This is a genomic window from Levilactobacillus lanxiensis (genome assembly GCF_016861655.1).
GTDB classification, from domain to species: Bacteria; Bacillota; Bacilli; order Lactobacillales; family Lactobacillaceae; genus Levilactobacillus; species Levilactobacillus lanxiensis.
The window spans coordinates 44711-66498 of sequence record NZ_BOLN01000005.1; the positions used below are offsets into that span (position 1 = coordinate 44711).

The 21788-nt window shown below is 51.7% G+C and carries 19 protein-coding genes; 7 read left to right on the forward strand and 12 right to left on the reverse strand.

Annotation, left to right across the window (positions count from 1 at the left end; translation table 11 throughout):
* Positions 1 to 543 precede the first annotated feature (543 nt).
* The 4 genes from JUF22_RS07185 to JUF22_RS07200 form a co-directional block, all read right to left on the reverse strand.
* On the reverse strand, positions 544 to 1248 hold the full coding sequence (locus tag JUF22_RS07185; RefSeq protein WP_203645030.1) for a DnaD domain-containing protein: 705 nt from the start codon (positions 1246 to 1248) through the stop codon (positions 544 to 546).
* A gap of 76 nt (positions 1249 to 1324) precedes the next feature.
* Entirely contained in the window at positions 1325 to 2503 is a 1179-nt protein-coding gene (locus JUF22_RS07190; protein ID WP_203645032.1) for a pyridoxal phosphate-dependent aminotransferase, read from the reverse strand.
* A 24-nt stretch (positions 2504 to 2527) separates the two neighbouring features.
* Complete coding sequence (locus JUF22_RS07195; protein ID WP_203638342.1) at positions 2528 to 3031, reverse strand: cell wall elongation regulator TseB-like domain-containing protein; 504 nt, start codon at positions 3029 to 3031, stop codon at positions 2528 to 2530.
* Positions 3032 to 3080: 49 nt separating this feature from the next.
* Positions 3081 to 5921 carry a helicase C-terminal domain-containing protein gene (locus JUF22_RS07200; protein ID WP_203645039.1) on the reverse strand — a complete coding sequence of 947 codons (2841 nt, stop codon included), beginning with the start codon at positions 5919 to 5921 and terminating at the stop codon, positions 3081 to 3083.
* 940 nt (positions 5922 to 6861) lie between these two features.
* Here JUF22_RS07200 and mvk point away from each other — a divergent pair.
* From mvk to fni, 4 genes are all read left to right on the forward strand, one after another.
* Entirely contained in the window at positions 6862 to 7809 is a 948-nt protein-coding gene (gene mvk / locus JUF22_RS07205; protein ID WP_203645048.1) for a mevalonate kinase, read from the forward strand.
* Positions 7806 to 8777, forward strand: a complete 972-nt coding sequence (mvaD, locus tag JUF22_RS07210; RefSeq protein WP_203645050.1) for a diphosphomevalonate decarboxylase — start codon at positions 7806 to 7808, stop codon at positions 8775 to 8777. The genes mvk and mvaD overlap by 4 nt, the downstream gene beginning before the upstream one ends.
* Positions 8778 to 9131: 354 nt before the next feature.
* Positions 9132 to 10205: a phosphomevalonate kinase gene (locus JUF22_RS07215; protein WP_125762458.1), complete on the forward strand. Its 1074-nt coding sequence runs from the start codon at positions 9132 to 9134 to the stop codon at positions 10203 to 10205.
* A 13-nt stretch (positions 10206 to 10218) separates the two neighbouring features.
* Positions 10219 to 11256 carry a type 2 isopentenyl-diphosphate Delta-isomerase gene (fni, locus tag JUF22_RS07220; protein WP_203645052.1) on the forward strand — a complete coding sequence of 346 codons (1038 nt, stop codon included), beginning with the start codon at positions 10219 to 10221 and terminating at the stop codon, positions 11254 to 11256.
* Between the two features lie 136 nt (positions 11257 to 11392).
* Here the strand turns inward: fni and JUF22_RS07225 are convergent, their stop codons facing one another.
* Positions 11393 to 12757 (reverse strand): RsmF rRNA methyltransferase first C-terminal domain-containing protein, encoded by a 1365-nt coding sequence (locus JUF22_RS07225; RefSeq protein WP_203645059.1) that lies wholly within the window; start codon positions 12755 to 12757, stop codon positions 11393 to 11395.
* A gap of 223 nt (positions 12758 to 12980) precedes the next feature.
* Between JUF22_RS07225 and JUF22_RS07230 the strand changes: the two genes are divergently transcribed.
* Positions 12981 to 13793, forward strand: coding sequence for a Cof-type HAD-IIB family hydrolase (locus tag JUF22_RS07230; RefSeq protein ID WP_203645061.1), 813 nt, complete (start codon positions 12981 to 12983; stop codon positions 13791 to 13793).
* 58 nt (positions 13794 to 13851) lie between these two features.
* On the opposite strand, the gene JUF22_RS07235 is transcribed toward JUF22_RS07230, so the two are convergent.
* Positions 13852 to 15009 carry an ArgE/DapE family deacylase gene (locus JUF22_RS07235; RefSeq protein WP_203645063.1) on the reverse strand — a complete coding sequence of 386 codons (1158 nt, stop codon included), beginning with the start codon at positions 15007 to 15009 and terminating at the stop codon, positions 13852 to 13854.
* A 185-nt stretch (positions 15010 to 15194) separates the two neighbouring features.
* On the opposite strand from JUF22_RS07235, the gene JUF22_RS07240 reads away from it, so the two are divergent.
* The gene (locus tag JUF22_RS07240; RefSeq protein WP_203645065.1) at positions 15195 to 15722 is read left to right on the forward strand and encodes a hypothetical protein; all 528 of its coding nucleotides are present in this window, start codon (positions 15195 to 15197) and stop codon (positions 15720 to 15722) included.
* On the opposite strand, the gene JUF22_RS07245 is transcribed toward JUF22_RS07240, so the two are convergent.
* The 4 genes from JUF22_RS07245 to JUF22_RS07260 all read right to left on the reverse strand — a co-directional run bounded on the left by JUF22_RS07245 (position 15719) and on the right by JUF22_RS07260 (position 18918).
* Positions 15719 to 16093: a hypothetical protein gene (locus JUF22_RS07245; RefSeq protein ID WP_203645067.1), complete on the reverse strand. Its 375-nt coding sequence runs from the start codon at positions 16091 to 16093 to the stop codon at positions 15719 to 15721. The genes JUF22_RS07240 and JUF22_RS07245 overlap by 4 nt on opposite strands.
* A 90-nt stretch (positions 16094 to 16183) precedes the next feature.
* Positions 16184 to 17686: a glycerol kinase GlpK gene (gene glpK / locus JUF22_RS07250; RefSeq protein WP_203645077.1), complete on the reverse strand. Its 1503-nt coding sequence runs from the start codon at positions 17684 to 17686 to the stop codon at positions 16184 to 16186.
* 175 nt (positions 17687 to 17861) lie between these two features.
* Complete coding sequence (gene thmT / locus JUF22_RS07255; RefSeq protein ID WP_011667624.1) at positions 17862 to 18050, reverse strand: 2-hydroxymuconate tautomerase; 189 nt, start codon at positions 18048 to 18050, stop codon at positions 17862 to 17864.
* Positions 18051 to 18414: 364 nt separating this feature from the next.
* Positions 18415 to 18918 (reverse strand): restriction endonuclease subunit S, encoded by a 504-nt coding sequence (locus tag JUF22_RS07260; RefSeq protein WP_203645079.1) that lies wholly within the window; start codon positions 18916 to 18918, stop codon positions 18415 to 18417.
* Positions 18919 to 18930: 12 nt separating this feature from the next.
* Here JUF22_RS07260 and JUF22_RS07265 point away from each other — a divergent pair, with 12 nt between their 5' ends.
* On the forward strand, positions 18931 to 19500 hold the full coding sequence (locus tag JUF22_RS07265) for a restriction endonuclease subunit S (protein ID WP_268890139.1): 570 nt from the start codon (positions 18931 to 18933) through the stop codon (positions 19498 to 19500).
* Between the two features lies 1 nt (position 19501).
* Here the strand turns inward: JUF22_RS07265 and JUF22_RS07270 are convergent, their stop codons facing one another.
* Together JUF22_RS07270 and JUF22_RS07275 are read right to left on the reverse strand one after the other, a co-directional pair.
* A complete protein-coding gene (locus JUF22_RS07270) occupies positions 19502 to 20419 on the reverse strand; it encodes a site-specific integrase (protein ID WP_203645081.1) in 918 nt (305 codons plus the stop codon).
* Between the two features lie 157 nt (positions 20420 to 20576).
* A complete protein-coding gene (locus JUF22_RS07275) occupies positions 20577 to 21773 on the reverse strand; it encodes a restriction endonuclease subunit S (protein ID WP_203645083.1) in 1197 nt (398 codons plus the stop codon).
* Positions 21774 to 21788: the final 15 nt, after the last annotated feature.

Sequence of the window (21788 nt, forward strand, 5' to 3'; positions counted from 1 at the left end):
TTCATAGCAAGTGCCAAAAGAAAAAAGTTTAGACCAGCCCAATTGCGGGCGAGTCTAAACTCTCTTCTTTCACGTCATTGTCAATCTTTAGTCCGTCACTTCAAAGACTTAACCGGTGGGTTTTTGTAGACCATAATTGTCCGGATCAGTGCCAGGAGCGCCAGGCTTCCAATCAAGAGATTGAAAAACCAATCAGATTGAAACGCCGGTTCTGTAAAAGCATCATTAAGTTTGAAAGCAAACAAAACCAGAATCCAAAACTTAACTGACTTGAACATACTAAGATCTCCTTATAATTCAAGTACCGATAACACAAGATATGTTCAGATGACCTATGCTGTAAAATACCACCAATTTGAACAATTTGTTAGAGAAACACAGGAAAAATCACCTGATGATTAATTACCCTTACATTAGCTGTAAAAAACCTTACCCAGCAACCTAATCAGATTACTGGGTAAGAACTTTAGTGAGATATAGAATCTATTTTAACCTTGCTTCGGAGTCCCCAAGCAATGGGGCCCATTAGCGCACTCGAACCATTTAATTATCCGTTAGCTTAAAGATTGGGACATCGGGGATCCCCCCGTCCGGCTGACCATTGGTCGTTGGCTTGGCCGTGTGCCGGGGCTCCTGCCGTTCCTTTTCGCGTTGGACCTGAGCGGCCGTCTTCAGGTTCTTGCGTTCCCAGCTCAATAGGATACGATCCATGTATTTCAGACTGTAGGCCTGACTCAAAACAGCTTCCTTCAAGGCGAGCTGAATCAGCTCTGGGCGGTAGTGGTCCTGGTCCAACCACTGGGTAATGCTTTCCATTTCCAGGGGCGATAGCGGCCGGCCAAATTCCGTTTCAATCTGATTGAACACGGCGGAGCGGTCATTGCTAACGGGCGCTTTAGCCGCCTGCTGGGTGGTCTGAGCCGCTAACTGACTCAGTTTTTCCGTTAACAACCGAAAGTCGTAGGCGTCCTGCTTCTGGCCGTCGGCGCCAGTCACGGTCGTAATCGTCATCAATTTGTGACTGATCATTTCGTGTAGCAATTGGTAGACCTTTTGCTTATCCCAGCCTAAATGGGCCGCCATCTCATCGGCGTCCGGCAGCTTAGTGCCCTGGTCCATGTAACGCCGCAGCTGGAGGAAGACCAGGAGTTGATCCGTGGTCATCCCCACCTCACGAAAGTGATCGAGCAGGTAGTTGGCCACACTGGTCTGACCCGCCTGCACGTAACGTTGGATAAATTCATCCATGTCGAAAGCCTCCTGAAAGTTAGAATCAAAACGACCGAACCCCGCAGTTGCGGTTCGATCGTCAGTTTAAGTCAAATTAGTTCGTCATAAAGTCTTTGAGGCGGGCCATCGCCGTTTCTAACGACTGCAGGTCCGTGGCGTAGCTCAAGCGAACGTGACTCGGCAGGCCAAACGCCTTCCCGGTCACCAAGGCCACGTGCGCCTGGTCCAGGATAGCGGCGACCAAGGCATCGGTCGAGGCCAAGCCCTTTAGCTGCACGGCCTCACTCACGTCGGGGAACAGGTAAAAGGCCCCCTGCGGCTTGTGGTCCAATTTGAACCCGGGAATGGCCGTCAGCAACGGATAAATCGTGTCTAACCGTTCCTGGAAGGCGGCGCGCATCCTGGCAACCGGCGTTTGGTCTCCCGTTAAGGCGGCCAGCGCAGCGGCTTGGCTCACGGCGGCCGCGTTGCCCGTCATGTGGGACAACACCGTCTTCAATGCGTCGATGATCCAGGTTGGACCGACGGCATAGCCGATCCGCCAACCGGTCATGGCGTAGGTCTTGGAGACCCCGTTGACCAGCACAGTGTGAGCGGCCACATCTGCACCCAGCGTCAGCATGGACGGTGACGGGTTAGGCCCCGCGTAGATCAGATCGCCATAAATTTCATCGGCCACAATGATCAGGTCGTGGGCCACCGCCCAGTCACCGATTGCCTGTAGTTCAGCCTTGGTGTAGACCAGGCCGCTGGGGTTTTGTGGTGAATTTAACACGATGGCCTTGGTGGCCGGTGTCACGGCGGCTTCTAACTGTGCCGGGGTGACCTTCAGACTGGCCGTCGGGGCTACCTCAATCGGGTGACCACCGGCCAATTTGACCTGTTCGCTGTAGCTGACCCAGTAAGGGGCTGGCAACAGAACGTCGTCCCCGGGGTTCAACAGGACTTGAAAGAGAGCATACAGCGCCATCTTGGCCCCCGTCGTGATGACGACTTGGTCGGCCGTCACCGTGACGTGTTGGGTCGCTAACAAATGGTCGGCCACCGCTTGACGCAGGGGCAAGACCCCCGCCGTCGCCGTGTAACCGTCCACCTGATTGGCCTGAATGGCCGTGATGGTCGCGTCCTTAATGGCCTGGGGCGTCGGAAAGTCTGGCTGACCCACGCTTAAATTGATCACATCGACCCCGGCGTCGCGAAGCTCTTGGGCTCGCTGGCCGGTCTTCAAGGTTGCGGACGGCTGAACCGCCTGCGCTCGATTTGCTAATTGCATCCACGCACACTCCTCACCACAAACTTAAATATTTGAAATCTGTTGGAGCACCTTCCCATTGGAATACTGGAAGGTGATGTAGCACAATTTACCACTCTTATTTAAATAGCTGACCTGCCAGGCTGGCTTGCCGTTAAAGACACACATCGCTGCGGACAAGACCTTCTTAGGGTTCTTGTTCCAGACCTGCTGAAGCACCGTGTTCCGTGAAAGGCCGGCACTCTTCTTAAGCACCGTCACGTCCTTACCGGTTTTCGGCACGATAGCGTACACGTCCTGGTTGGCCTTGTTCTTGCCGGCAACCGTGTAGTACGTGGTGTCCAGGTTCGTCCAGTAAAACTGGCTGGTACTGGTCAAATGACCGGATTTTTTAGCGACAGATTCCGCGTAAGCCTGGTTCTGACTCAGCGGCTTGGTGGCCTTGTTCACCATATAAGCCCCCGTAATCAGAATAACCAGAATCACGAGCAGAATGCTCAGCAATACCCAATGATGGGGTCGCTGGCGTCGTTGATACTGTTGTCTCATCAATTTTCCATCGGTCTCCCTTGTCTAATTTCAATCTTTTTCAATTATATCAAACTTCGGGTGGCGTCACGGGATTGTCCGGCTTATTTTCGAAAAAATTAACTAAACCTTGCGCAATGGCGCTGGCATCCCCCGTCGTCTGCGGCAGTTCGGCCGGTAACGCCCGTAAAATACTTTGCCCGTAATGTTTCTCGAGCAACCGTTGATCCAAAATGACCACGGCCCCACGGTCATGCGGCGTCCGAATCAGCCGACCAATTCCTTGGCGCAACTTCAACGTCGCTGCTGGCAGGGCGGCACTGTAGAACGGGTTCTTCCCCGCCGCCTCAAGCCGCGCGTAGTTCGCCTTGACGAAGACCCGGTCGGGCGAGTCAAATGGCAAACGTGTCACAATCAATAGTTCCAGTTGTTCCGCCGGCAAGTCGATGCCTTCCCAGAAGCTGGCCGCCCCCAGGAGAATGGCACCATGACTGGTAGCGAACCGTTTGGCAATCCGTTCACGACTGCCGCTGATACCCTGCGCAAAGATTTCCCGCTTGGCAAATTCTGGCTGGGCACAGAGTTGTTGGTAGACCTGTTCGATTACGCTGAGCGAGTTGAACAGCACCAACGTCTGCTTATCCACCGCCCCTGCTAGCTGGCTAATGGCCGCCGTCAGATAGGTCACGTAATCGGCCGGCGCAATGCGACTCAGGTTCGGGCCGGCATCGCTGATAAAGAGTTCTGCCTGGTTCGCGTAGTCAAAGCTGGAACGCATCCGGTGTGTCACCGTTTGCTCGCGGTCCAGGTCAAATTGGTCGAGGACATACTGAGACCGGCCGGAGGAGAACAACGTCCCCCCGGTCAGCAGGACTGGCTGGAAGCCGGCGTATAAATGATTGCGCAGGAAGCCTTCCGTGGCTAGCAGGCCACTCGCCAGTTGGAGACTGTTGCGGTCGCCAACGTGGTTGATGGTCAGCCAGAAGAGACTGGCTGGTGCCTGCTCGACCACCTGACGCAGAATCATCAACAGCCGACTCATTTGGTCGTCAAATAAATGAATCCGGGTATCGACCTGCTCGAACAAGTAGCGTTCGGACGCCGCAAACCGCTCGCTCTGTTGGTCGAAGCGGTGGCGCAGGTCATTTAGGGCTGCTAACAGATCGTCGGTCGCCGTGGTGGCGGTGGCCATGGCCGACCCCTTAGCCAATTCATTGGCCAGGTCCGCGGCCGGAATCAGTTCTTCAATAATTTGATTGTGATTGTTGGGGCGTTTAGCCGCCAAGAACCGTAAGAACAGGTGGTTGACTAACTCATTCAGCGCCGTTTCTAGGGTCTCACTCGCGGTCAAAATACCGTGGAGCGTGCCCACGGCCTCGGCATCCCCGGCAAATAAATCGAGGAGGCTGGGACCGGTCTCGCGACTAATATCGCGGTCGACATGGTGCAGTTCGTTAATCAATTGGGCAAACTTCACCTGGGTCCGCCGCTGTTTCAGCGTGCTGTCCGGCAGATGTTGGGCCTCATCGACCACCAAGTACGGCCGGTGCAGGCGCTCGCCCAAGTCAAGCGCGTGCTCACTCAAGTAAGCGTGATTGACGATGACAAACTGCGCCTGTTCCATACGTTGATCCCGGCGCCGTAAGAAATCGTCCTCGTAAAATGGGTTGTCAGCTGTGACCGACCCCTCGTGAATAATTTCCTGAAAGTAAGGTGCCCGGTACGTGGCCAAATGCAGTTCGTCTAGGTCCCCGGTCGTGGTCATGGTCAACCACACCAGCAGGCGCAACTTCAATAGCTGAGTCTGCTTGGAAATTTCGGCCACCTTTAACGTGGTGGCGAAGCGCTGGAGGTCCAGGTAGTGTCGACTGCCCTTGACCAACACCGCGTTCACGGGGAACGGCACGATGGACTTCAGGAGCGGCAGCGTTTGATCAAGCAACTGCTCTTGTAGCAACGTCGTGGCCGTACTGATGACCACGGGCCGTCCCGTTTGACCCAGATAGGCCATCGGCAGCATATAGCCGAGACTCTTCCCGATACCGGTCGGCGCCTCAACAATCATCTGCTTGACGGGGTGGCGGTCACCCTCGGCATAGTTGTTATAAATGTAATTCATCATCTTAGCTTGTTCCGGCCGCCATTCCAGGTTGTCCGGCATCAGCTTTTGCTTTTGCTTCTTAGTCTTCGGATACTTGCTAGGTTCGGCCAGCGTGGTTGGGGCATCACTCCCCGGTTTGCGCAGGGCCAAGCCGTTTTTCACGTAGAGATAATCCGGCAACTTGCGCGGCTGTTGTTCATTCAGTCCCCGCGCCACGTCAAAAAGAGCCGCCGTTTGTAGCGGTAGTTCCGGATGCAGATCAATCATGCGTTGCAGCGTCACCTGCGGCAGTGCCCGCAACCGGCGGAACAGGAAAATGAAGAGCTCCGCCGTAGCACTGGCATCACTGTCCGCGGAATGTGGATTGTCGTGTTCAATGTTAAACAAGCCACTCAAATCCCGTAACCGAAAACTAGCGGCCGTGGGCAAGAGAATTTGACTCAACGACACCGTGTCCAACGCTTCAATCGTCAGCTCTGGATAGCCGACGCGACTGAATTCCGCGTTAATAAAGGGTAAATCAAAATTGACGTTGTGGGCCACAAAGACCGTATTCGTCAACAGACTGTAAAGGGTCCCGGCCACGTCGTCAAACAGCGGCGCGTGTCGAACCCGGCGATTCGTGATTCCCGTCAAGCGCGTAATGGCCTGGGGAATCTCTCTGAGCGGATTCACGTCCGTCTCAAAGTGATTAATAATTTGATTATGCTGGACGAAGACGCACCCAATCTGGATAATGCGGTCGCCATCTGTCACACTGGTTCCGGTCGTCTCAATATCAACCACCGCGTAAACCGTGTCTTTATCCATATATGCTCACCAATTTCTGCACAATTTGCGATAATAACTGGCACTATGATACACCACTTACGCCGCCAGCGCCACGACTGACTGCGCCATTGGCTAAATTTCCTTAGAATGTTTACTTTGATGGTTCTGGCGCCTCCGGGGGCGTGAAAAATGAAAGGCACTGAGTTGGTGGCAGTCCGTTCCCGCCGGTGGGCTCAAGACGCCCTGCTGTGGGGTCGGTTCCAGCCTGAAATTCACAGTCTCAAAGGTCGCCCCATGCTCTAAGCTGAGAAAACCACTCAGCTAAGACCATCGACACAGCTGGGCGACTTGGCCCACCTCTGGTCACTTTACATGGATCGTTCATTTTTCCCATCCCCGGAGGCTAACCATCTGCGATAAACATTACGCAAATTTTCCCACTGGCTACTGTCAGTCTATCGGGTTTCTATTTTCTAACTGAACAAAACGGTTAGATTGTATTCGACATAGCAGATAAAAGGTTCAAGCCCCATGCTCTAGCTGAAAAAAGCCACTCAGCTAAAACCATCGACACAGTTGGGCATCTTGGCCCACCTCTGGTCACTCTACATGGATCGTTCATTTTTCCCATCCCCAGTAAACATTGCAAAACTTGTGGTCAATGACTGCTGTCAGTCTATCTAGTTCCTACTTCGTAACTGGACAAAACGTTTGGGGTGAATTCAACATGACCCAATGGAAATTAACGCGATAACTTGTTGCCTCTCAGGACGTCGGTGTCCTGTCCACCATGGTCCATTCCGGAGGCATTAGCAATGACCAATTTTAGAGTAACTGGATTAGCAGGCAAACTTTCTATAGAAAGGGTTAATTTTTCGTCGATTTCCGGATTTTGACTGCCAAAGCTAGCGCAACGCCAATCAGTAGAGTATGATATTTTTTGGTAAGTAAATTCGATGCAGAAAGTGAGCGAGATAACTTGGGTAGAACGGCAATCGGTAAAAGTAATGCCAAAATTATTCTCATTGGGGACCATAGCGTGGTGTACGGCCAGCCGGCCATTGCGTTACCCCTGCCCTCAGTCACGACTCAGGTGATCATGCGTCATGCCGACAACGGCCAGACCATTACCAGTCGTTACTTTGACGGGCCCATCGCTCAAATGGGACAAAATTTAGCGGGCGTGGCGGCCTTGATCACGACGTTATTAGACCGGTTCGACGGTCAAACGACTCCGTTTACCATGGCCATCACCAGTGACCTCCCCGCCGAACGGGGGATGGGGTCCTCCGCTGCCGTGGCCGTGGCCATCACGCGCGCCATGTACCGCTTCTTCCAGCGCCCCCTCAACCGCGAACTGTTACTGAGCACGGTTGACATCGCTGAAAAAATTACACACGGCAATCCCAGCGGTATTGACGCCGCCACCGTCAGCTCCGACGTGCCCATCTGGTTCGTCCCCCGCCAGGAAACGTTACAGATTCCCTTTACCCTGCGTGGCTACTTAGTCATCGCCGACAGCGGCATCAAGGGCCAAACGGGGCAGGCCGTGGCCGCAGTTGCCCGGCGAAAGATGGCCTTCCCCCAGGAGACCACGCAACAGATTCAACGCCTCGGCGAGCTCAGCCACCAGGCCCGCACCGCCCTGGCAACCCCCGATTTAATGCAGCTTGGTCAGATCATGACGGACGCGCAACAGCAATTAAAGGGGCTAGGCGTCAGTTCACCCGAGCTAGACAATTTGACCCAGGTGGCTTGCCAAAACGGCGCCTTAGGGGCAAAATTGACCGGTGGCGGTATGGGCGGCTGTTTGATCGCCCTCTGCCCTGATTTAGCCACGACCCACCAAGTTGAAGATCACCTACGAGCTACCGGCGCCACGCAAACGTGGACGGAGGCTTTTAACCTTGAGGAGGAACACCAATGACAGCGGTCACCGCAAGAGCGCACACCAACATTGCCCTGGTCAAATACTGGGGCAAGGCCGACACCAAGCTGATGCTGCCGCAAACCAGCAGTCTATCGCTAACGCTGGACCAATTCTATACGGACACGACGGTCAACTTTGTGAGCGACCTCACTGCTGACGAAGTGGTGTTAAATGGCCAACGACTGACCCCCACGGCCAGCCAGAAGGTCCGCCACGTGTTGGACCTGGTTCGCCAGCAAAGCGATGAGACGCGGTTTGCGCGGGTCAGCTCGACCAATCACGTGCCGACCGCGGCCGGTTTAGCTTCCTCCGCCTCCGCCTTTGCGGCCTTGGCCGGCGCAGCTAGTCGTTCGGCAGGTCTTAATTTATCACGCACGGACCTGTCCCGGTTGGCTCGGCGCGGCTCTGGTTCTGCGACCCGGTCCATCTTTGGTGGCTTCGTGGAGTGGCAAGCTGGCATCGACGACGCGACCTCATTAGCCGTGCCGTTTCAAGAACAGGTCGACTGGCCGATTGCCATGGTCGCCCTGGTTTTGGACCCGCGCCATAAGAAAGTCAGCTCGACCCAGGGGATGCAAAGTAGCGTGACCACGTCGCCCTATTATCCCGCCTGGAAAACGGTGGTGGCCGATGACCTAGCAGCCATTAAGCCCGCCATCTTGGCCCAGGACTTCACCACGACCGGTGAGATCCTGGAGGCCAACGCCATGCGGATGCACGCCCTCACGTTGAGCGCCAATCCACCGTTCAGCTACTTTAACGGCGAAAGCCTGGCTGCCATGCAAACGGTCCGTGACCTGCGTGCTAGCGGCGTGTCCTGCTACTACACACTGGACGCTGGCCCCAACGTGAAGGTCTTCTGCCAAGAGGCCGACCTGCCCGCCGTCACGACGCGCTTGGCCGCCCAATTTGGCGCCGACCAAGTTATCGTGGCCCATCCCGGACCAGGTATTGCCTTTCTTTAAAAGTCATTTAGACGGGGCTGACTGCTAGTCTTTTACTCAAAATCAGCCATCAGCTAAATGCATACTTAGTCACTAATACTGAAATTTAAACGCTGGTAGCCAAAGTATGTTGACCCGCTTTTCCATTACACAAACGACTTAATTGTGATTTAAGCCAATGTTAACCGCTTAGGGAATTGTTATCTTTGAGACGTGGTCCACAGCGGCTCAAAGTAAGCTCGGAGACCGCATTTTGGCTCCGAGCGCTCGCCCACCGCGTCCCGGCCCATTTTCACCAGCCCGGAGGCACTGACTTCCCCCACATTAAAAACCTGATTCACCTAAAAGATTTGTCACAGAAGGGACCTGATTTTTTTGATTTCCGCGCAAGCACCCGGAAAACTTTATATCGCTGGCGAATACGCCGTGGTCGAACCTGGTTACCCGGCAATTATTGTTGCCCTCAACCAGTTCGTCACCGTCACCATTACGCCCAGCCAGGACTACGGGCGGATCGCGTCCAAACAGTACCAGGAAAACTCGTTGTACTGGCAGCGTCAAGGCAGCGAACTCGTCTTTGACAACCGCGATAACCCGTTTCACTACATTCTCTCGGCCATTCGGTTGACCGAACAGTATGCCCAGGCTTTGGGCAAGCCACTGGCGATGTATCACTTGAACGTCAACAGTGACCTCGACAGCGCCGATGGCAAGAAGTACGGCCTCGGTTCCTCCGCTGCCGTCACCGTCGCCACCGTCAAGGCCCTCTGCCAATTTTATGATATTCAAATGAGCAAGGACCGCCTCTTCAAGTTGGCTGCCATTGCCCATTTAGACGTGCAAGGCAACGGCTCCCTGGGTGACATTGCGGCTTCCGTTTACGGTGGCTGGATTGCCTACCAGGCCTTTGACCGCGACTGGTTAGCCTCCGCTCGCCGGGAGCTCACCCTAGAACAATTGCTCGACACCGACTGGCCCGGATTACAAATTGAACTCCTGACGCCACCGGAATCGCTGCGATTGATGATCGGTTGGACGGGAACTCCCGCCTCGACCTCCCATTTGGTCGACAAGATTGCCCTGTTCAAGGCGACCCGCCGCAAGGACTACCACGCCTTTCTTCGTGAAAGTCGCGAGTGCCTGCAACGGATGATTCAAGGATTCCACGACCAAGACCTGGACGCCATTCAACACGAAATCGCCGTCAACCGTGATTTGTTAAACCGATTGGCCTGCCTGAGTCACGTCACGATTGAAACCACCCTCCTGAAGACCATGTGTGACATCGCCGTGCATATCGGTGGCGCCGCCAAATCCTCCGGTGCCGGTGGTGGTGACTGTGGCATCGTCATCATCAACGCTGCCAAGGACCTCGCCCGTTTGCTCAAAGAATGGGAAACACGAGGCATCGAGCCACTGAAGTTGAACGTCCACCACGTTATCGAATAAGGAGCGCACACTTATGGACCTCACCCGTCACGCCCACCGCAAGGACGAGCACCTGTCGTTGGCGGAAAAATTTTATCAACCCGTTGCGGCTAGTCAGTTCGACCAGCTGCGGTTCGTGCACCAGAGCTTACCAGAAATGGCCAAGGCCGACGTGGACTTACAAACGCAGTTAGGCCCGCTGACGCTGCCGGTGCCACTCATGATTGAAGCCATGACCGGCGGCAGTCCCCGCACGGGTCAGGTCAACGCCCAACTCGGACGGATTGCTGCGGCCACGGGGATGCCCGTCGCTAGCGGCTCACAGAGTATCGCGCTCCAGGATGCCAGCACGACCGATACCTTCACCCCCTTACGTGAGAACAATCCGGACGGCCTGGTCTTCGCCAACATTGGTGCGGGCCACACGGTCGCTCAGGCGCAGGCCGCCGTGGATATGTTGGCGGCTAATGCCTTGGAAATCCACGTCAATGCGGCACAAGAGATCGTGATGCCCGAGGGCGACCGGACCTTCCACTGGCTGGACGGTATCGGTGAAACCGTGGCGGCGCTCGACGTCCCCGTCATCGTCAAGGAAGTCGGCTTTGGCATGGCTCACGAAACGCTCGATCAGTTAGCCGGCGTTGGCGTCCAGCTGGTCGACCTGGGTGGTCGTGGCGGCACGAATTTCGTCCAAATCGAAAACTTCCGCCGACCTGCCAAGGAACTCAGCTACCTGGACGGTTGGGGCCAAAGTACGGTTGAGTCTCTGCTGGAAGCACGGCAGGTTCCCAAACTTCAAACGATTGCCACGGGTGGCATCCGGCAACCACTGGACGCCGCTAAGGCCCTCGCATTGGGGGCTCGGGTCGTGGGAAGTGCGGGGCAGATCCTTCACAGTCTGATTAAAACGGATGAGGAAACGACCACCCAGCTGTTACTGGGCTGGCAAGACGGTCTGCGGGACATTTTAACCTTACTTGGGTGTCGCAATTTGGCGGCACTCCGGGAACAGCAGCTTCTACTGAGTCCAGAATTAATGAGCTATTGTCAGCAACGACACCTCACGAACTAGCACTTATTCTATAAATAACACAGCTTAAAGACATTGATTTAACGCTAATTGCATAAACCAATTAAAAAAAGGCGCTTGGGAATTTTCCCAAACGCCTTTTTGCGAGTCAAATTCGACTTTTTAAAATTTCAAGGTGTTACATTTCATTATCATAAACGGTGAACCGCAATCCCTTGGGGAAGAAATTCTTCACGGTCGTCCCCACGACCTTGCCGAACCCAACCGGTTGACTGGCGCACGTTAACAAGTACCAGCCCTTCTGCGGGGCCGTTGCCAACGTGAACGTCTCGCCGTGGACCCAGGCGCGCCACTGCTCAGCAGTAATGGCCAAGGTCTGTGTCACCCGCTGTGGGTCGCTGGCCAAGGCCAGGGCATAGGCTGGTTCGAACCGGTTCTTCTTGAACGTCCCCAGGTGTAACCCGGGCCGAAAGACGTGGCACTTTTTCAGGTTAGGCAGGCCTGCTGGCACAGCAAACAGTTGGTCCTTAACCGTGACCAGGTCGGTAAAATCATTGCTGCCTAACACGTGTTGCGCAAAGTCTTGCCAGAGCTTCCGTTGGTCGCCCGTCAATGGTGTGCCCAACTTAGCCACCCCGTGTAATGGGGCGGCTTCCCCAGCATCCCGTTCTAATTTAGCAACGAAATGGCCTTCACCCTTCATTAGATGTGGGAACAGGCGTGCCGCCTTCTTGAGTTCAGGATTGCCATCGGCCCACTCTGGCCGGGCATCCACCACACCACCAACCTTAGTGATCGGTGTTAAATGAAAGTCCGGGTAGTTTTCCAAGACCCAGGCCATCATCTGCTCGTCTTCCTCGGGGGCAAACGTACAGGTGGAGTAAATCAACTGACCACCGGGCTTGACCATCTTCAAGGCTTCCGTCATGATCTCCCGTTGCCGGGTCGCACATTCCTGTACGTAATCCAATGACCAATAAGACATGGCATCGGGGTCCTTGCGGAACATCCCCTCACCAGAACACGGGGCATCCACCAGGACCTTGTCGAAGTAGTCGGGGAACACGGGACTCAGCCGGTCCGGCGACTCGTTTAAAATGAGAGCGGACCGCACGCCAAAGCGCTCCACGTTTTCGGCGAGGACTTTCACCCGTTTCCGATTGATCTCGTTAGTCACCAGCAGGCCCGTGCCTTGGAGGTAACTGGCCAGATGGGTCGTCTTTCCCCCAGGGGCCGCACACAGATCCAAGACCTTATCGCCCGGTTGGGGAGCCGCCGTGGCGCCGACAAACATGGCACTGGGTTCTTGACTGTAGACCGCACCACTCTGGTGCATCAACGTCCGGCCACCAACGGTTCCTAAATGGCCCAACGGTTCATAGGGGACCGTCTCCGGCGCCGTTAAATCGGTCGGCAGGTCGTGATGCGCGGGATTGACCCGGTAGCCACTGAGGCTGGGCGTGTCAAAGCTGGCAAAGAACTCGGCCGCTGCCGGTCCCAAGAGCCGTTGGTACTTCGTAATAAAATCGTCAGGTAAATTCACCGTTATTCCTCCATTTTGCTAGATACAACTAATCATTTGTTATATACATATTACTAGCCTTCGTCTTAAATTCTGTCCCCATTATACCCGTTTCACCGGGTGAACTCTACCCCGGGTGAAAGTGAAATGGTCGCTATTTTCAGAAAGGTGTGTTAAATTGTAAGGGCGAGTTTTATTTTGAACGTGAATCCAATCAACCAACGAAATTGCGAGGTGTTTCTCTTTGGAAAGAAAATTAATTGCCATTGACCTAGATGGCACAACTTTAAATGCAGAATCTCAGCTCTCTGCTAAGACCAAACATGTCTTGACTCAAGCCCGGGAAGCGGGTCACATCGTCAGCATCGTGACCGGCCGCCCAAACCGGATCTCGGCCAACTTTTACGATGAGCTGCACCTGGATGGCCCGATGATCAACTTTAACGGGAGCCTGGGTCATATCCCCCACCAACAATGGTCGGACGAATACCAATATACCTTTAACAAGGAAGTGGCTTTCGACCTGCTGGCCCACCGTGAAGAACTGGGTATCAACATGATTGCCGCGGAAGGCAAGAATCTCTTCCTAGCCGTGCGCGACCAACCCGTTGAAGTGGGGTTCTTCCCCTCCGTCTTACAGTCCAATCAAATTTTGAACCAAAAGACGTTGACTGAAAATCCCACGAGCTTAACAGTCGCAGTCGACCGCAGCCATCAAGAACACCTGCTGAGCTACCTGCGACACAACTTCAGTGATGAAGTCGACGCTGCCCCTTGGGGTGGTCCAAACGCCGTGGTGGAACTAGGCGTCAAGGGGGTCCAGAAGGCAACCGGCGTGGACTTTCTGGCCCACCAGTACCACGTGGACCGCAAGAACATCATTGCCTTTGGTGATGAGCACAACGATACGGCCATGATCGATTACGCCGGTTGGGGTGTGGCCATGCAAAACGCCACGCCAGCCATCAAGGGCCTGGCTCAGGACGTCACGTCGCTCGACAACGACCACGACGGCCTCGCCACCTACCTGCAAGATTACCTAAAATTAGCTGAATAGACGCGAAAGTCGCCACCCCAAATCAGTGAGGTGGCGACTTTTTGTTAGGCACAATTAATTATTTCAGGTTTAAATAGCCGGGTAATAGCTGCTGATATAGTTCCGTAAAGTCCAAGAACATTTGTTGGTCGACATATTCGTCGACCTGATGGGCCGTGTTACTACCGGGACCGAAGACGATGAATGGGAACTGGTTGCCCTTGTCCTTTAACAGGTTAGACGCATCGGTCACGGCGGGTAGTGGTAACTTGGGAATCGGTTCACCGGCAAATGGTTCCCCCAGCTTAGCCGCTAAATTACTCAGCGAATTGTCCTGCGGCTCTTCAACCGGCCATTGATCCATGTAGATGTCCATGGTCACCTGGGCCCCCTGCGCATTTTGCTGGTCGATCAGGTGTTGGAGCGTCTCGCGCACGGCGGCGTTATCAAATTCTGGAATCGTCCGCACGTTCATCTCGGCCGTGGCCGCTTCGGGAATCGAGTTGACCTGATTCCCCCCGGAGAAAATGGTCGTGTTGAAGGCCAATTTACCCAGCAAGGCGTTTTCCTTAGACGTTTCCCGGAAGGCTTGGTTGGCCTGGGTCAAAATCGCCAGCAGCGGATCAATCGCGTTGGCGCCTAACTCCGGCATTGAGCTGTGTGCGGCGAGGCCCTTGGCCGTCAGCCGCACATCCATCGAGCCCTTGTGTGAGGAAAACAGGTTGTAGCCGGTGGGTTCGCCGATCAATAGGGCATCGACATCGTCCATGGCCCCCGTCTCGTAGAAGGCCTGTGAACCGTACTCGCCGACCTCTTCGCCCACCGTAGCCATGAGGCGAATCGTGCCGTGCGTGGGTTGCCCGGCCGCGTGCAGCTCAATCAGGGCAATCGTTAACGCGGCCAGCCCGGATTTCATATCCGCTGCCCCGCGACCGTATAGCCGGTCATTGCGGTTCGTTAACGTAAACGGATCACTTTGCCACTGACTAACTTCACCGGGTGAGACCACGTCCATGTGCCCAGAAACGCCTAAGACTGGCCGGCCACTGCCGATTTCGGCGACCAAGTTGGGCCGTTGGGCGTTGCCATTTACTGGCAATAATTTCGCCCGAATACCGTGTTCACCCAACAATTGTTGCAGGTAGGTGGCCACCGCCACCTCGTTATCGTTGACCGAGTGAATCGCCACCAGGTCACTAAGAATTTGAACTTTCTGTGCCGCCGTCAAAACTGCCATCGCAGATTCCTCCTTCAATGATTCAACAACTTAAGTGATTATCCTCATTGTAACCCGAACGCGCGTACAATTCCCGCAACCCGTTCGGCCAATTTAACGCCTAAAATTTCAGGTAACCGTCAAGCCCCTGCACGTATTGCCCGCGACAATGGTAAACTAGAACCAAGACCAAAGGAGGTTCCCCCATGCGTCCCACGATTCAAACCCTTTACGATCCCAACCTGCCAACGATTCTCTTTTCCCTGCATCCCCTGCCAACCGAACAGATTCGGCTCGGCGAAAAGGTGCTCGAGTACCGGAAGCATTTTCTCAAACACGCCTTTCAGGGCTTCGTTCACATGACCGGAACCCACGGCGGCGTCACGCTATTCGTGCGGTGTGCCCGGCCACTCACAGCCACGCCGGCAAAGCTCGCCCAATTGGGTCAACAGCTCCAGCACGACGATCCGCAGGCCATTCAGGATTACCTGGGCGCGGCGGGCATCGCCATCCCCATTTCGGCCGTGGCAACGCTGCCCACCTTATCGGCGCAGACGTTGCGCGCGGTCGACCCGACGTTCGTGGCACCGCGGACCTTCGTTTACCTGGACAAGCCGCAAAAACAAGCGCTATTAGCCTTTCTGCTCAGCCAACCTTATACCAACTACTTAGAAAACGACTGGTGCACCCGAATCAAAACCGTTCGCACCATTTTAGGCGATTGCCCCGATTAGTTGTCGCGCCACATCTTGGTCACCCGAAACCGGGAAACCAGGCCCAGCGGATCAATCTTTTGCCGGTGGACCTTCACTAACAGATGCCACTCGGTCCCGGTGATGCTGCCCATGTACCAACTGGCCGGCCAATCGCCATCCGGTTGCACGGTCACCGTGATTTTAGGGTGTTGCTGCAGGCGGCGCAACAGTTGCTGGTCGTTACCCGTTAAGGTCTTAATTTTGGACCACCTGTGGGCCCGTAAATCCCGGTTGATTGTCCGTTCCGCGTAGGCTTGGCCCTGCGCACTACTGGGGTCGCTCACCACGACCCAGCCCCACAGGCCACCGACAATGAGCACCCCAATCACTAACCACAATCCTTTACGCATCCTCATATCCCCCATCTCTAACGAAAAACGGCTCACCCGTCTGCCATCCGCAGCGGTGAGCCGTTTCGTTTTATTTTCAATTAACTTGGCTTAATCTTGATGGAACGCTTGCGTTGCCTTGATGGCTGCTTGCCAGCCATTGTAGCAGCGTGCCCGCTTGTCTTCGGCCATCTGCGGCACGAACTCGTCACGCGACTTGTGCATCGCGCGAATCGTGTCCATGTCCGGCCAGAAGCCCACGGCCAAGCCGGCCAGGTAAGCCGCACCGAGAGCGGTCGTTTCGTTGATAGCGGCCCGCTTGATCGGCGTGTTTAAAATGTCCGCCTGGAACTGCATCAGGAAGTTGTTGTTGGCGGCCCCACCATCGACACTCAGGGACTGCAGGTTCAACCCGGTCTCCTTGGTCATGGTGTCGACCACGTCCCGCGTTTGATAAGCAATGGCTTCAACCGTGGCCCGGACGAATTGTTCCCGCGTGGTGCCACGGGTCAAGCCAAAGACGGCGCCCCGGGTTTCCTGGTTCCAGTATGGCGCACCCAGCCCGGTAAAGGCAGGGACCACGTAGACATCGCCCGTGGTTTGGGCGTCCACGGCCATTTTTTCGGATTCGCTGGCATTTTCAAAGAAGCGCATGCCGTCACGGAGCCATTGAATGGCGGAACCGGCCACGAAGATGGACCCTTCCAACGCGTAAGTCACCTTGCCATTTAGCCCGTAAGCAATCGTGGTCAGTAACCCATTGTGCGACAGCGTGGGTTCTTCACCGGTGTTCATGACGATGAAGGCCCCGGTGCCGTACGTGTTCTTGATCATCCCTTTGTCAAAGGCAGTCTGCCCAAACAAAGCGGCCTGTTGGTCACCGGCAATCCCGGCAATCGGCACCTGAACCCCACTGAACGTGTAGCCCGCGGTGTAGCCGTAAATTTCGGAAGAGGACCGCACTTCTGGTAACAGGGATTCGGGGATGTTCAACCAGCCCAGAATTTCCTTGTCCCAGGCCAGGTCGTGGATGTTGTAGAGCATGGTCCGGCTAGCGTTGGTGTAGTCAGTCGCGTGGACCCGGCCCCCGGTCAGCTTCCAGAGAATCCAGGTATCGATGGTCCCAAATAACAGTTCGCCGCGTTCAGCGCGTTCCTGGGCCCCGTCAACGTGGTCTAAGATCCACCGAATCTTGGTGGCGGAGAAGTAGGAGTCGATGACCAGCCCGGTCTTCTCGTGGATGGCATCTGAGTAGCCATCGGCCTTCAATTGGTCCGCAATTTCACTGGTCTGTTTGGACTGCCAAACAACCGCATGGTAAATGGGTTCGCCGGTCTTCTTGTCCCAGATGATCGCCGTTTCCCGTTGGTTGGTGATCCCGATACCCCGGACCTTGTAAGGTTGTACGTCTGAATCGATTAACGCATCAGAAATAACGGATTGCACTGCATTCCAGATTTCATTTGCGTCATGTTCGACCCAACCTGGTTGCGGGAAGTACTGGTGAAATTCACGCTGTGCCTGTCCCGCAATTTGGCCGTGCCGGTCGAATAAAATAGCCCGGGTACTCGTCGTCCCTTCGTCAATTGCCATCATGTATTGTTGATCACTCATCGTTCAACTCTCCATTCATTCGTTCGTTAGCGACGGCCTAATTTTGCCGTGATGTCGCACTTGTTACTAGTATACCGAAAACGACCGCGTTAGCCAAACGTTTTTCAAAATGAAACCGCCACCAATACCGGTATATCGGACTTGGTGGCGGTTTATAAGTTTTCGCAAATATTTATTACTTTTCGTCGCTCTTCAAAACGCCGGCCACACCGTAACGGTTAGGCTGCATTTCGCGTAAGATGACGTGCACGTGTTCGGCTGGAGCGCCGGTGTTCTTGGTCACAGCAGTGGTGACGTCTTGAACCAAGGCCTTCAATTGGTCTTGTGAACGGCCAGCAATCAAATCGATGTTAACAATTGGCATTTAATTTCGTTCCCTTCTGTATGTGAATAGTCATATTATACCGGTAAATACCATAAGCGACAAGGTGTTTACACTTTTCAGATGGCAATCCTAGGAAACTAGTTTCTGGGAGAACTCAATTAATCAACGAATTAAATTAAACATACAAATGTCTAATTTTTCTTCTGATAACTTTTGAAATTTTATGCGGAATGATGACGATATTTGAATTTAAATACATATTTAGCATTTCTTGTCATTGTCTTCGTCAGAACTTACCAATCCACATAAATTTCTCATACAATCTATAGCAATTTCACTATTCATTTTCTTACTGTATTCATAAAATTGGTCTTCAAATCTATTCGCATTTACTTCTAGCTACTTAAGTCCATCCAAACCGGTTACGTTCATTGGCAACGATAAGGTTATCCACTATAGAACATAAGCTACCAATAGATTTTTGTTCCTCAATATGGACTGGAACAATATATTTGTGCTCAGAAACATTTGTCCAATCTGCTCTTGGCATTTTTGTCCCCGAAGTTATATTTGCAACCAGCTGAAACTCTTTGCTTTGTATTAATGCGTAAACAAAACTTGTTGATATTTTTTCCCTAGGCCTCAAAACCCAGAAATCCCCAACTGCTGTTCCTGAAAACTTTGCTAAAAACCATTTCTTTAGATATGGTCGCAATTTACCGTATACTATATCGCCTGCTGTAAAAGCAACTCCCTTCTTCGTAGTTGCATTACAGATACCTTTTAATTGACCATATTCAGGAATAACATTTTCGTATTCTACCTGTGGAAAATCGCTTTTATTTTGCCCAGCAGTGATTCTAGTAACTATTTCGCCTAACTTACGCTGCTCCCAAACGTAAGGCAAAAATACAACGAAATAACTGGTTTTGCTTGGGAGCAGCGTAAGTTGGGAGAAGTAAGTCGCATATTTGATGGAACCCACCAAACGCCCAATTATCAGCCTAGTGGGGTACCTTTCCTAAGTGTAGAGAATATAAAGACCTTAGACACAAACAAATTTATTTCTAAAAAGGACTTTGCTGATAATTTTAAAGTGTTCCCCCAAAAGGGTGACATCTTAATGACAAGAATTGGTGATGTAGGAACGCCTCAAGTAGTTAACCGTGAGGGAAATATTGCTTACTATGTAAGTTTGGCATTAATTAAACCACAAGTTGATTCATTCTTTTTGAAATATGAAATTGAATCGTCTGAATTTCAAAAGGAATTGTGGAAGCGAACCCTTCATGTGGCTTTTCCAAAGAAAATAAATAAAATTGATATTGGAAAAATTACAGTAAGCTTTCCCAAGAGAGATGAACAAATTAAGGTTGGACATATCCTTATGTTTTTAGAAGCCCTTATCGTTGCCAATGAACGACAAGGAAAAATCGCACTAATCTTCTCAATGCGATTTTTCAAACTATATTTAACGGATTACGTATAATTTAGATAAGACTTGCCAAATGTTTCATCACCTTATCATTATCCTGATTCTCCAATTCTTGAATGATATGAATATAAGTTTGTTGGGTGGTTGTCATATTAGAATGACCTAATCTCCGTGCTACAGATGCAATACTTACGCCAGCGTATAACAACAGTGAGGCGTGTGTGTGTCGTAGCCCATGAACTGAGATAACTGGCACCTGGGCTCGCTTACACAGCCGTTCCAAATAATGATTAACAGTATCGTTGTAAACCTTACCTTGAACAAATATTGGCTTATCCTCTGGCAGATGCTTCGTTAGCTGGGAAAATTGAATAACCGTTTGCCAATCTAACGGGATTTTCCTCACTGATGACTCGTTTTTAGTAGGCGCAAATCCACCAAGGGACGACTTATAATCCCATGTTTTATCAACGGTTAGTGTCTGATGCGCAAAATCAAACGAATCCGGTGTAACTCCCAACGCCTCCGCAAATCTTAATCCGGTTTTTGAAATCAGAAGAATAAAATAATCCCAATTCACCTCACCAGCCAAATCTAGTTCGTTCAACAACGCCTGTAGCTCGTACTGGTGTAAAAATTTTATCTTATGCTGTTGGTGGCTAGTTCCCTTGATAATCGCTTTTCTCGTAGGATCACGTCCAATCATCCCTTCCTCAAGAGCATCCAGTAAGGAGCTCTTTAAATGGCGATGAAAGTCCATTGTGGTTTGCCGCTCATGTGTCTCAGCATAATCATTAAGCAATTGCTGATAGGTTAGTCGAGATAGTTCTTCCAGCGTCATGTTTGGTGCCAATGCAACCAATTGTTTATAGGTCATTTCATATTTTTGATAGGTCACTGGTCGTACCGCCCCCGCCTTATAGAGTTCCATCCATTGCTTAAAATACTGACAAAATCGTACATTCTCCGTCATTTTATAAACCTCCCCAAAATAAATAAGCTATTCAATCACAGATAGACTGAATAACTTATTTATAATGAATTGTTATACAAAATGCGAGTAGATAAAATCGATACTTAAGTTTCCTTTCACCCAAGCAAAGCGAAATTGTCCTTGATACACAAATTAATTAAACAAACATATTTTGCATCAAATATTTCTTCAATTGCTTCAGTTCGTCGACCTTTTTCTCATTGGCAACGATAAGCTTACTAAGTAATTTATATGAGCTTGCAATTTCTTTTTGTTCTTCTAAACTAGGGTAACTTATCATAAAATTTTCAACATCCTTTTTTGTTATATTAGGATCCTTTCGACTACTTGCCGCCAACGGTTTCCACTCACTAACTCTGACATTCAATTCAGCCAATAAAAAATATGGGTTTATGTATCCGTTAGGTTCAAAAGCTGACAAAGCCTGGTTAATTGTGGCCGGGAACGTTAAAATCCCTGTTCTACCGATTTGATTCATTCCACCATACATCGCAAGTAATACACTGTCCTTCTCTAATACATGCAGGCCTTTGAGTCCTGCTTTTGAAACAAAAACTTGTGCTGATACAATCTTATAATTATTTAATTCTGTGGTTCTGATCCAAGGGGTCCCGGTTGAAGAGTAGTTTAAAGGGTCCTTTTTGGATGGTGTTTGTCCGGAATACACTTGATATAATTCCTTGAGCTTACGCTGCTCCCAAGGATCAGAGAAGCCCTTAAACCTCCACTCTACAGAGAATAACCTCTGTAGAGTTAGCTTTTTACAGTTTCTTAACTGATCAACCTTTTTCTTGTTTAAATCGATAAGGTTATCTACTTGGCTAATTACCAGACCAATCTTTTTCTGTTCTTTCAGAGCAGGAATGTTGATTTTTTGTTTCAGAAAGTCTTTAGCAACTATACTGGTCATCATTGTCGTTTTTGTTGTCGTTTTTTCCAAAATTCTCCCCATAACATTTTCATCATGGATATAATATTTCCAGAAATTCATATCCATATTTATCTTAGGTCGAAAAACCACAAAAACATGGGAAACAATTCCATCCCCAAGATCATTCAGAACAAACCTACCTGAATGAAAATTTTTGCTTTTATTTCCCTCAAATGCTATATCTCCCTTCTTTAGGAAATTGTACGTCTTTAAATAAGGTTCTCTAACATCGACACTAGCTTCTTTCCATGACATCGTAGCGACCGAAATGATTTTGTCAGCAGAATAAGTCAGCTGTTTATTTTTTCCTTTTGATTCCGAAAACAGTTCAGAGAAAGTAACCTTTTCCCAGAAAGTATTACTAAAAAAAAGACGTGGAATTGCTTTGCTTGTAATTTTCATAGTAAACTAAAAATC